The organism is Sporosarcina sp. FSL K6-6792, from assembly GCF_038004885.1.
In the GTDB taxonomy this organism is placed as follows: Bacteria; Bacillota; Bacilli; order Bacillales_A; family Planococcaceae; genus Sporosarcina; species Sporosarcina psychrophila.
Genome location: NZ_JBBOSA010000001.1, coordinates 598,762 through 611,140 on the forward strand (window position 1 = coordinate 598,762; position 12,379 = coordinate 611,140).

The window sequence follows — 12,379 nt, forward strand, 5'->3', positions numbered from 1 at the left end:
GTCCACTCCTTTATCATTTATGATCTCAACTAAATTAACATGTTGTCGTTATGGGCTGTTTAGATATAACATTAGTTGGCAGTGGGCATTCAACAACGGACAATAAGGTTTTAAATGCGGAGCAAATCATACTAGTACATTACAATGTCGAACACTTTTCAGTTGACAGAAATGTAGATGAAGACTTATTTCGTCCAATCCATAACTCATATAGGTAGAATTTAACTAAAAGCTATACTAAAATATGCGGGTTCTATTCAACAAGAATCTGATGCTTTTATGAAGTAAATAAAGCTTAATTTCTTGCTGACAACACTAAGAAATCCGGATTATTATTTCGGATTTGCTAACGCTACCCCTTTAGGAGTGAAATTAGCTTTCTCCCAATCACTCAAATACATATTACTGGTTAAGTTAGGGTCGTTTTTCTCCACTTTACAGATAAATTCTAAACTGTTTCCATCTGGATCATTAAAATGTATTTTGGCATGACCATATCTCTCGTTAGGCATAACGAATGGTTCGATTGGTTCAAAACCAAACGCTTTTTTAGCCTCGATATTTCTTTCTGCAAGCCATTTTCGCGAATTCCGTAAATCTTCTAGTTCTACATGGAAAGCAATATGTCGGATTGATGGGTGATAGTCGAGATTTACTTTGTCTGTTTGCCATAAACCTAACCAACTTTTGTCTTTTTCTATCCATAGGAATGCTACTCGAGCCTCTATTCTATGGTCAAATTCTAATCCTAAACTTTCATAAAATTTAATTGAGCGTTCTAGGTCACTTACGGGTAAATGGGCTTCGTATAATCCTTTAATCATATTATTTTCATTATCTCCTATTTGTTTTCAACTGGTTAATTCCCTGTTCGTAGCAATGCTTTTCTCGATTGCATGAATACTCTCTTGATCAAAAGCCCTTATTCAACCAATCAATTTGAATACTCAACATTCACACCTAATTGCTGCAGTAAGTCAAAAAAAGTTGGACAAGTCTTTGACACACACCCTGGATCATTAATGACTACCCCTGGAACCTTTGCGCCAATCAATGCTAATGACATTGCCACTCGATGATCGTCATAGGAATCCAATGTTGCAGCATGTGGTGTTCCTGGGTAAACGGTTAACCCGTCTTTATACTCTTCGACTTTAATGCCTAACTTTTGTAATTCTGTACAAATAGCGCTAATTCGGTCGGATTCATGATAGCGAATATGTTCCACATCTCGTATAGTAATCGGACCCGTTGCAAATGGAGCGATTGTGGCTAGTGTCAACGTCTGATCTGACATATCGAGCATGCTAATCTCAAACCCGCCCTTCAACGTAGGTGTTCCAACTAACTCAATAAAGCCTTCTCCTCTAGTAACAGTGCACCCCATTTTTTCATAGACATTAATCATATTAATATCAGGTTGACTGTTTTCGGGTGAAAGATTGGTAATCTTAATGCGACCATTCGTAATAGCTGCTAAGGCTAAAAAATAACTTGCAGTTGAAGCATCTGCTTCTAAATCGAGATCACAGCTCTTGTATTCTGATTGAGGAATAACAATTTCCCTAAGGTCTTCAGTAAATTGGGCTTGTACTCCGAATTTCTCCATTAGATTTAGTGTTATTTCAACGTAGTCTGGCTGAACAATGTGATCAGGGATCGTTACAGTTACAGCTTTTTTTGCATACGGACTTGCCAGTAGCACGCCACTTATAAATTGACTTGAAATCTTTCCAGAAATACTAACTGAACCTCCCGTGAGTTCATTTGCTATTATACGGAGAGGGAAATAACCGTCTTTATCCAGATAGTCGATCTTTGCTCCCATTGCGGTAAGTACGTCTATTAAAGGTTTTACTGGCCGTTCACTCATACTGTTACTTGCCTCAATAACCCAATTTCCGTTTTTCGCAACTGCTAATGCACCAGGAAGAAAACGAGCAATCGTACCTGCAGCCCCAATGTATAAGTCTGCATTTTCATTTGACCAAACTGCATTATTGCCATGAACGGTAATCGTATCCCCTTCTAGTTCGGTCTTGATGCCAAGGCTATTGAGTACATCGATACACCAATATGAATCATCACTTTTTAAGATTCCGGATAATGTTGAAGTTCCGTTAGCTAAAGCTGCTAGTATCAACGCTCTATTCGTAAGACTTTTACTCCCTGGTATGCTTATTTCACCGTTAATGGATTGCACTTCAGGTGGAGATAGACTTACACTTTGAACTTGATTTAAGGTTGACCACGGTGACCGTGCTTTCAAATCTACATTACTCAAATTAAACACCCTTCCCGAGATTGAATTTTCCGATATATCTTACTAGTACTTTATCATAAAACTACACTACTTGTGTTTATTTCAATTACAAATATGCTAAATAGATGTGTAATTCATACCATTTTTAAAACGTAATGTAAGTATCTACGAACTTGGATGATTCGTTCAGTCAATGAAGCTGATACGATTATGTAGAATTGTTCACTTTCATCCGTTTTATATAATTTGCGAATAGTTCTTCTTTCATCTGGCCAGAAACCAACCAATAAATTTGTTTCTTCCATTTCACGCGCTATATTGTACAAATAGCCATTAGATGGAGACCAACCAAACAAACTATTCAATTGCTCCTGAACTTCGGCCATATGAAAAGATTGACGATTTAAGCTAAGTCGCAGAGCCATAAATCGTACAACATCCTTTACAGATAGCAATTTTGATATAAATAATCTAAAGTCTTCGTGTAGTGGCTCAATCGAGGCATGTGGTAGTGATCCATTTTTAGTTAAAAAGTAATAGAACCTATCTATGACAGTCGAAACTTCACTAAAGCGAAGTGCATAAATAGTTTCGTATTCCAGAAGACGAGCTTTTCCTTTTTCAGTAATTTGAAAGACCTTTTTACGGCCTTCTGTTCGGGAAAAAAGAAAACCATTATTTTCTAAAGCGTTGGTAGTACGTGCGACATATTCATAGGAAACGGAACGTCCTGGGAAATCCAAGTTGAAGTGTTCATAGAGTGCTTTTGAATAATTTTCTCGTTCAAGAATAGTTCTTAACAAGAACAAGGATAGGGCATCACCAACACTAAATCCAACAGCTTGCTGAAACGAAGGTAACTTCATAATTAGACAACCCCTAATATTTTTAATAATCATACACCTCGCTAGTACATATATCAATATTATTATCGGTTGCGATGTTTCTTCCTCATTTCAAGCTATCCCTCCTCCTTAGTAGATGTCAGTAATACTTTATACGGGAGTGTTTTATAAGTGGAGAACAAACTAGTAGCGAGCGTTGTATTTTTATATGCACTAGCGAGGTTTCGTTTATCGTGAATATATACACTATTCAGAATAATATAAAGTAACCTTTAATTATATTTTTAGAGGTTCTGGCAGTAAAATATGGATTTTCAACGTTAAGGAAATTCTAAATTAAAAAGCCCAATTTCTCTGGAAATTAAAATAGAGAAATTGGGCTTTAAATTGGGCTTTAATGAAGTTCTTTCATCTATCTAGATTGAAACTTTTAATATTCTTTTAAGCCAAGCATTGATAAACCGCCATCAAATCACGTTTATTTAACTCACGTATACGATTGAAGATTGGAATATCTGCAACGGCCTCAGTATAAAGGTTTTTCTCAACAACATCACTTACTTTACCAGTAAGCCATGTTTCAACTGCTATACCTTCGACAACTTCCTGAAGTCCTTCTTCAGTGATGCCACTTTCATTACAACTCACACATGGAATCGTTAATTTATATACGCCATCATGGAGATTATCTTCTGTAATGACTTTCTTTCCTTTACAGAAAGGACATGGATGACTTTTTTTAATTTTATTAATTTGGGTTACAATTTTTTTATATCCAAAGGCTTCATAGACATAGACAAGCTTTTTATATTTTCCATTGGTGAAATACTTATCAATGATCGTTTCTCTGGTCTCAGTGATCTTATCAAAATCGCAGATCGTAACCTGGTTATTCGTGCTGATGGATTCGATATTGCTGCTAATTTTATCCCAGAATGGTAAGGCATTTTGTAACACCACTTCATAACCAGCAAAGCTTGCCATTTCCAATTCAAATACTTTCAGCGCGACTTGTGTTTCCCTAGGCAGTAAAGAGACATCTTCAGTCAAAGTCATATCTCCGCCGACAATAGATTTCAATTTTATCAGTTCAGGTAACGCTCCTACCGTTTTCAATGCTTGATCAATCGGCTGGTTTATAATCTCACGAATATCCGTATTTCCAAACTTGAGTTGATTATGATGGTTTAACACAGACCCTTCGCAAATCGGACATGATATTATCTCTTTGGATGCTTTCATATGCTCTTTAATATTCGATTTCGAAATAAACATATACATCCCAATTATACTATTGAAGCCTTGCCATGTTCTCTGTGCCTTAGCTGCTTTATCATAAAACGACTTTTCTAAATACCCATATAAAAAGGTATGCTTTTCTTCTTTTGTCATTTCATTATAACTTTTACTCATATCGTGACCGAGTTCATTCTTAATTTCATCAAAAATGAATTCCAATCTTGAATATTGATAATGTTTTAATACCTCCATCACATCTGGATGCAATAGGCCATCCCAGAACGGAGCGTTTTTGTCTTGAATCACAACATCTATATCAAACTTTTCAATCACTCGGCGGCCCGAGCAACTTGGACAATGATTGTCTTGATTATAGAAATCGAAGCTCTGCGTATTTTTATTGGTCGGATGAGCTGCTACAATATGGTTGATCAATCCACCCACTTCATAGAGAAAACTATATTGACTATACAAATGTCGTTCCAGATCAATGGCGATGACGGGTGCAATTGTTTCGGATTCGTATTCACCATAAATCAACCGTGCCATTGAAGATAAGCTTTTTAAGATACCGCCCTTATAGACGTTTTCTGCATTTTTAAAATAGGCAATTTGATTTTCTTTTAAGTAGTTTACGCCATTTTGTTGATGGATGGTTGAAGAAATTTGCAACGGAGTAACTCTATCCGTCCTGTTTTGTTGACGATAATAATCATCATGACTCACAATATCAAGGTGTTGAACAGGTGCAAGCTGTCTTTTACCAAAATCAACGATAAAATCAGAGCTTTCCATCATATAAGAGTTATGTTCGATCATAATTATTGAGACAGATTCATCCTGCAGAATGACCCTAATACTATCAATGAATTGATTTAAAATATTTTGTGATAACCCTTTTGAAGGCTCGTCAAAAATAAAAAGCGTATTGGGGTTTCTCGAGTTGGCAAACAGCTCAGAAACTAAATGGACACATTGAAATTCACCATTCGATAAAGACTGTGTTTTTCTTTCCAACGTCAAATAACCAAGTCCAAGTTTAATCAATAGGCTCAGGCGTTTATAAGCGATGTCTTCATTCGGCAGTTCATCAATAATGTCTTCAATCGAGCGCTGAAAAATATCATCAATTTCTTCACTATATTTTTTGAGTTTCCTTTTAATATCAAGAAAAGTCGCAACTGTTGACCGACTGGTAATCGATTGGTTGCGATTTTGCCCCACCATTACCAATTTATCTTTTGGATATCGCTTCAGAAAATCTTTGGCCATACACTCATTGACAAGTGTAGATTTACCACATCCAGACTCACCCGTAAAAGTTATAAGTCTATTTTGGGGAATCTGAATTTCAGCCATTTGAATATTACGACAGTAAAGATCATGAAACTGGAAGTACTCCGTCGGCATTGACTGATTTCGTTCCGAAGAGATTGGTTTTGGACGTGGGGATTCTTCAACAATTTTCCCGCCATATTTACCACTACCAGGCCCAAAGAACAATTGCTGATCCGTTGTATCGAGCACCGTGTCAGAATGGTCAATGAGCCAAATTTGATTCTTATACCCCAATTGCTTAATCTCTGCTAAAATTTTCAATAGTGTTTGGTGATCAAGACCCACGGAGATTTCATCAATTATAATTACCGTATTTTCACTTGTTGCCATGAATTCTGCCAAGTAAAGTCGTGTTAATTCTCCACCTGACAATGTACCCATAATGCGATTTAAAGTTAAGTAACCAATATTCATATCGATAATATTTTTAAGAATATGTTGTTTCGCTTCACTAATATGTAATTCTTCTCCAAGAGAAAGAATTGATTCAATGCTTAAGTTGTTGATATCAGAAATACTGTGCGGTTGATCCAATAAATCTATTCTTTTTTGCTCAACTTCAGGATTATATCGCCTGCCCTCACACTTTTTACATTCGACATTTTTAGTAGTTCCGCGACCTTTACAACCTAGACACCAGCCTAGCTCATTATTAAATGAAAAAACTTCTGGAGACAGTTCAAATTTTTCAGCAAGGGTAACACGAATGTCTTTAAATACGCCTGTATGTGTACCTATTGTAGAGCGTGGATTGGAAGAAATCGCTGATTTTCCGAGAAAAAGGACTAAAGGCATTTCTTCCATCTTGATGGCACTGAAATTGGTTTCCATAATACGGGGAAATAAATACTGATATTCAGACTTTGGCAATAAGGAAACGAGACGCTTCTTGGATTCTTCACCAATTGTTTGACAAAAAGTTGTTTTACCAGATCCAGACAAACCAGCAATTCCTAACGATTTATCTACTGGTAGTGTTGCATCTAAGTTGTTAATATTGTTCGCAATTAATTGATTTATTTTCACAGTATTGTCCTCTCCATTCTCTAAATTTAGTCTTGCCACGTTTGCTAAATTATAATTCAAACAAAAATTGTTAGATTACTTAATCCTTACTTCCATTAAAAATGACGCTTTCCATGTTCCGGAAAAGCGCCATATTGTTGAAGAATGGATTATTTTTATAATAAAGTTAGTCCTGAAAAGCAGACATCATAAAGGATGAAGAAATCATTTTTACAGTTCTGCTAATACTTTTTCGAGTTGCTCACCCATTTGCGTCCAAGCATATGTAGCTCCCTCGATGGCTCCTGGTTGTGCTTTTGTTGCTTCACTAAATCCAGTTTGATCGAAATGTAGATGGACAGTTCCATCTGAACCTTCTTTCAAAGTCCATGTAACAGTAGTGCTTTCTCCGGCACTTAGCCAAGTGTAAGATAATTTATGAGGCTCGTTTACTTCGAGCACCTCGCTATCTACAATGCCATCCCACCATTCGTTAGGCTCTGTCCGGAACTGGAATTTATGTCCAACGACTGGTTTAAAATCATTATCCCATATCCATTTCGCAAGTGTGTCCGAATCCGTTAAAGCGTTCCACACCTGCTCGATTGAACTTGTAAATTGATAATCTAATGATACATCTGATTTCATTTTTTCTCCTCCAATAAAAGATTTAATTTAGCAATTCTTTCATTCCAGAATCCTTCGTAAAAGGATACCCAATCTTGAACTTCTTTCAACGGGGTTGCATTCAGCCGATATCTTGTTTCCCTACCGACCTTTCGAGCAATTACTAGATTCGCCTCTTTAAGGATCGATAAATGCTTAGATACTGCTGTACGCCCCATTTGAAAATGAACGGTTATCTCATGTAGGGGTAATTCTTCAACATCCGCCAACATTTGAATTAACTTTCGCCTTGTTGGATCGGCAACAGCGTCATAAACATCCCTCACTTGACTTTTTTCGTTCAAAATCAGCCCCGCCTTTTCATTAATATTTCCTGTAACGTCACTGATTAAACTTCATAATAATTACGACACCTTTTGTTGTCTTATTTATTATAGGACACCTATAGGTGACATGTCAAATTCCCTTGCTAGTCCATTATCCGGTTCTTTAATAGAATTAGGCTGTATGGGTTATCTTTTAATAAATCTTGCCATGTATCCTTGAGTGATTTAATCTTGCATTTTCCCTCGTATTAAATCAATCAATTCACATAAATTCTGGGTACTTCGAGTGATCCGAATTAAGTCTATAACGTAAATAATGTAATTTCCTCGTAGATACTCTAACAACTTCTAAATTTGTTCACGATCCTTTGTTGCTTCAGAAAATTTTTCTTCAAAAAATATGTTTTTCAAGGTAAAAAGCCGGCAATTACGCCGGCTTTCGCAAAATGCTTATTCCTATTATTTCTTCATAAAATACTTCCGCCCCAACCGTTCGACAAGCGTCGGAGCGACTGCGTGGAGTTTACTCGTGACACCCATATACCAAGGTAAATTCACATCGCGAACTGGTTTCCCAACTGTTTTAACCACCGCATCGACCACGGTTTCCACAGTCAATAAATGCCTGCCAAGTGATGTGCGATAAGTACCTGTTTCATCCGCGAGATCCAGAAAGGGTGTGTCAATCGGACCTGGGTTAATAGTCGTCACATGGATATCGAACGGAGCTACTTCCATACGAAGCGCGTTCGTATAGCCGATAATCGCATGCTTAGACGCAGCATAAATAGAAGCCTTGGGTGTTGCCACTTTTCCAGCTTGTGAACCCAGAAAAATCAAATGTCCGCTCCGGCGTTCCATCATCCTCGGCAACAGAAGTTTAGTCAGCTGCATGGGTGCGATTACGTTGACTGTCATCATGCTTTGAATCGCTTCATCAGAAGTTTCGTGAGCGAAATCGAATGAGCCAACGCCCGCCGAAAAGATGACGACATCGGGTGAACCAATCTTCGCCATCAATTGCTCGACATCTTCTTTTTTCGAAAAATCCGCAGGTATCGTATGCGCACCTTCACGTTGCAACTCCTCTAAAACGGCAAGTGCCCTACCTGTCGCCCACACCTCGTAACCTACTGCCAACAGCCGTTTAGTCAGTGCGTATCCAACCCCGCTAGTCGCACCTGTTATGAGTATCGATTTATGCTTGTTCATAATGCAGGACGCCGCCTTCATCCCTTGTTTCGCGAGCTAGCCCTTCATTGACAAGGTAATCAGTTTGCCCAATCGTTTCAGAGAGTGTAAGACCCAGTTCTTTTTCATAGACAGCCGGGAACAGTTCTCGGGTTAATTCGAAAATTGTCCTTGAGCCATCGTTCATCATAGCAAGTACCTTTAACGCACGTTCGCGCTGTTTCACTAGTCGACTTTCAATAAGTTCGTGAGCATTCCGTACTTCATTGCCATGCCCAGTATAAATAATGTCTACCGGCAATGTCAGTATACGTTTCAACGATTCGTTATATTGCAATAGAGAATGCGGCCGTCCCTGTGCAGAATCAAGTGGCGGTTCAATAAGCGGGTTTGAAGACACTTTTTCAAGCACTAAGTCTCCGCCAATCATTGTTCTATTCTCTTCATCCCATAAGACGATGTGGCTTTGAGCATGGCCAGGTGTTTCCATAACTGTCCAGCCAGGATGCCCCGGAAGCGCATCACCCTCGGCAAGCATACTATCCAGTGGACGTTCCCCCATAAGTGCAGTGGATCGTTTCATCTTCTTAACCCAACCAAGGTACTGCTCAGGCACTCCTTCTTCGATAAGACAATCGAGATAAAACGCATCGTGATAGCGGAAAAAAGCTTCATCCCGTTTGAGCCATAAATCGTTATACACATGACCAAGAACTTTAGCGTTATCAAACGCGTCAATCCAGCCAGCATGATCAGGATGATGGTGTGTCAAAATGACTTGTTCAATATCGTTGAATGCATACCCAGCTTCCTTGATGCCCTGTTGCAATGCTTCAAATGCTTCAGGGGTTTTCGGCCCCGCATCAACGAGTGACAATGTATCTCCTTTTATCAGAAATGCATTTACATCGCCAACTGCGAATGGTGTTGGTATAACAATTTTCTGTATCATATGTAAAATCCCCTTTATTAATATGAATGAGTATTCAGTCCATTGTACCTTTTTTAGTAGCGAGCGTCATCTTTTGAATCAATTCTCTACCCTGAAGTTTTAAAATGGTATAATCAAAGTATCTATTTTAACAGTTATTTACCACGATATAGAACTACTAGGAGGGCTTAAGCATGGGATTATTCGGATTTTTCAAAAGTCAATTTATTGAAGTCATTGAATGGACGGACCAAGACGCAAGTACAATGGTATACCGCTTCCCCGTACAAAACAACGAAATCAAAATGGGTGCAGAATTAACCGTTAGGGAGTCACAAGTTGCCATTTTTGTCAATGAAGGTGAAATTGCGGATGTATTTGGGCCAGGACGTCATCTATTATACACACAAAATATGCCCATCTTAACGAAATTAAAATCGTGGAAGTTTGGATTCGACTCCCCTTTCAAAGCGGAAGTCTATTTTGTGAATACGAAGCAGTTCATCAACCAGAAATGGGGCACTTCGAATCCAATCATGATGCGCGATTCGGAATTTGGCGTCATTCGATTACGTGGCTATGGCATATACTCATATCGCGTATCCGAACCTGTTGTTTTCTTAAAAGAACTGTTTGGCACGAGCGCATCCTATGACACCAGCAGCATTGAGGGTCAGTTGAAAAAAATGGTGCTGTCGGGACTTACAGATCTGTTTGCTGAATCGAATATTGCTGCTCTAGATCTAGCGATGAACTACGACGAATTAAGTGAAAAAGGCAAAGAGAAGATGAAACAACGATTCAGTACATTCGGATTTGAAATCACCTCCTTGTATATTGAAAACTTATCGCTCCCTGAAGAAGTAGAAAAAGTATTGGATCGAAAAACTGCAATGGGTGTTATTGGCAACATGAATCAGTATCAGCAATACCAAGCGGCAGAAGCAATTAGAGATGCGGCGCAAAATGAAGGCGGCGGATTAGCAGGTGCAGGTGCAGGCATTGGTGCAGGGGCTGCGATTGGCAGTGTGATGGCAAACGCACTCCAAGGAAACCATCAACAAACTAATTCGCCTTCAGCACCTCAACCAGAAAAAATGACTTGCCCTCATTGTCAGGCACTCATTAATACGAGCGCAAAGTTTTGCGGCGAATGTGGGGAAACTGTACAAAAGCAAAAAGTGCCATGCAATAGCTGTCAGGCGGCAATAAATGAAGATGCAAAATTCTGCGGGGAATGTGGCGCAAAACAAGTGACCGAAAAAACATGTGCGAAATGTGGCAAGGTAAATGCCCCGAATACAAAGTTTTGTGGGGACTGTGGCGACAATCTGCAACAGTGATGGATAGAGAGGTGTTCGAGTGTCCAGTTTAGAAAACAATGAGCATGCGGAAGCGATGATAGTTGAACAAACGGAAGTGAGTAAATGTTCTTCCTGCGGTGGTAATACAGTTTTTGACCCTTCAAGTGGAACACTTAAATGCCCATTTTGTGGGAGTGAAAAAGAAATCTCGACATCGCGAGAAAACACGATTGAACTTGATTTCTTACAGGCACTAGAAAAAGAAGACCACAGTTGGGATGATGAAAAGCGGGTTTTCAAATGTGGAAATTGTGGTGCCGAAACCCTTTTAGATAAAGATAAGGTAGCAGATTTTTGCTCGTTTTGTGGATCGTCGCATATTGCGGTAACGGAAAACCACGCAGGTATCAAACCAGCTTTGGTCCTCCCCTTTCAAATTACAAAAGACGTAGCGGTCGAAAAATTCAAGGTGTGGATGAAAAAGAAATATTTTGCTCCTTCCAAGCTGATCCAATCGTATAAATTAGACCATTTGGCTGGTGCTTACATTCCATACTGGACATTCGACTCTCAGACAAATTCATCCTACGTCGTCCAAATTGGTACGTATTATTATGTTACAAAAACACGGACTGTAATTGAAGATGGCAAACCCAAACAAGTAACAGAACAAGTGAGAAAAATCAGGTGGCGTACAGAACATGGTCATTATAGCAAGTTCTTCGATGATGTATTGGTGAAAGCTTCACGTAATGTGGCCAGTGGATTGATTGATAAAGTGGAACCTTTTCATCTAAATGGACTTGTTGATTATAAAATGGACTATTTATCTGGATTTTTGGCAGAAAAGTATTCAATTCCATTGACGGATGGATGGAATGATGCCAAAGTTGTCATAGACGATGGAATTACAAGTGGTATACACGGCAGAGTTCATGGCGATGTTGTTAATATAGTCAGTGTCTCCACCGACTATGACAGCATTACCTACAAACACATTCTATTGCCTTTATGGATTTCATCATTCCAGTTCAACAATAAGGTCTATCGCTTCCTCGTCAATGGACAAACTGGCAAAGTAAGCGGGAAATCCCCTGTGAGTGCCGTGAAAGTATCGATTGCCGTAGGGATAGTTATTGCGATTATGATTGCGATTTACTTTATCTTGAAAATGACCTAACGATAACTCGATAAAAATTAGATAGTTGACTTTTTTTAGACGACGTGCAATAATCGGTCTAATTCAAGTACATATAGGCGTTGACGAAGACAAGTAGTTGCGGCAATGGAGAACAGAAAATGTGGTCACC

10 protein-coding genes, 2 pseudogenes and 1 other annotated feature (1 of these 13 cut by a window edge) are annotated in these 12,379 nt (G+C 38.7%); of the genes and pseudogenes, 3 read left to right on the forward strand and 9 right to left on the reverse strand.

What is annotated here, in order from left to right; translation table 11 throughout:
* Positions 1-38 precede the first annotated feature (38 nt).
* Positions 39-218: pseudogene (locus MKZ26_RS02860) on the forward strand (cysteine hydrolase); the annotation flags it as partial.
* A gap of 114 nt (positions 219-332) precedes the next feature.
* Here the strand turns inward: MKZ26_RS02860 and MKZ26_RS02865 are convergent.
* From MKZ26_RS02865 to MKZ26_RS02905, 9 genes and pseudogenes are all read right to left on the reverse strand, one after another.
* The gene (locus MKZ26_RS02865) at positions 333-824 is read right to left on the reverse strand and encodes a VOC family protein (RefSeq protein ID WP_340764255.1); all 492 of its coding nucleotides are present in this window, start codon (positions 822-824) and stop codon (positions 333-335) included.
* 110 nt (positions 825-934) lie between these two features.
* A complete protein-coding gene (gene aroA, locus MKZ26_RS02870) occupies positions 935-2,284 on the reverse strand; it encodes a 3-phosphoshikimate 1-carboxyvinyltransferase (RefSeq protein WP_340764256.1) in 1,350 nt (449 codons plus the stop codon).
* 113 nt (positions 2,285-2,397) lie between these two features.
* Positions 2,398-3,129 (reverse strand): hypothetical protein, encoded by a 732-nt coding sequence (locus tag MKZ26_RS02875; RefSeq protein ID WP_340764259.1) that lies wholly within the window; start codon positions 3,127-3,129, stop codon positions 2,398-2,400.
* Positions 3,130-3,549: 420 nt separating this feature from the next.
* On the reverse strand, positions 3,550-6,711 hold the full coding sequence (locus tag MKZ26_RS02880; protein ID WP_340764261.1) for an ATP-binding cassette domain-containing protein: 3,162 nt from the start codon (positions 6,709-6,711) through the stop codon (positions 3,550-3,552).
* A 210-nt stretch (positions 6,712-6,921) separates the two neighbouring features.
* Positions 6,922-7,338, reverse strand: coding sequence for an SRPBCC family protein (locus tag MKZ26_RS02885; protein WP_340764263.1), 417 nt, complete (start codon positions 7,336-7,338; stop codon positions 6,922-6,924).
* The gene (locus MKZ26_RS02890) at positions 7,335-7,661 is read right to left on the reverse strand and encodes an ArsR/SmtB family transcription factor (RefSeq protein ID WP_067209217.1); all 327 of its coding nucleotides are present in this window, start codon (positions 7,659-7,661) and stop codon (positions 7,335-7,337) included. The genes MKZ26_RS02885 and MKZ26_RS02890 overlap by 4 nt, the downstream gene beginning before the upstream one ends.
* Positions 7,662-7,807: 146 nt before the next feature.
* Positions 7,808-8,048: pseudogene (locus MKZ26_RS02895) on the reverse strand (recombinase family protein); the annotation flags it as partial.
* A 54-nt stretch (positions 8,049-8,102) separates the two neighbouring features.
* Positions 8,103-8,855, reverse strand: a complete 753-nt coding sequence (locus MKZ26_RS02900; RefSeq protein ID WP_340764265.1) for an SDR family NAD(P)-dependent oxidoreductase — start codon at positions 8,853-8,855, stop codon at positions 8,103-8,105.
* Positions 8,842-9,786: an MBL fold metallo-hydrolase gene (locus tag MKZ26_RS02905; protein ID WP_340764267.1), complete on the reverse strand. Its 945-nt coding sequence runs from the start codon at positions 9,784-9,786 to the stop codon at positions 8,842-8,844. Before MKZ26_RS02905 ends, MKZ26_RS02900 begins: the two co-directional genes overlap by 14 nt.
* Before the next feature lie 173 nt (positions 9,787-9,959).
* On the opposite strand from MKZ26_RS02905, the gene MKZ26_RS02910 reads away from it, so the two are divergent.
* Both MKZ26_RS02910 and MKZ26_RS02915 read left to right on the forward strand, forming a co-directional pair.
* Entirely contained in the window at positions 9,960-11,108 is a 1,149-nt protein-coding gene (locus MKZ26_RS02910; protein ID WP_340764269.1) for an SPFH domain-containing protein, read from the forward strand.
* Between the two features lie 19 nt (positions 11,109-11,127).
* Positions 11,128-12,249, forward strand: coding sequence for a hypothetical protein (locus MKZ26_RS02915; protein ID WP_340764271.1), 1,122 nt, complete (start codon positions 11,128-11,130; stop codon positions 12,247-12,249).
* Between the two features lie 71 nt (positions 12,250-12,320).
* Positions 12,321-12,379, forward strand: a binding site (T-box leader) (it continues 155 nt past the right edge of the window).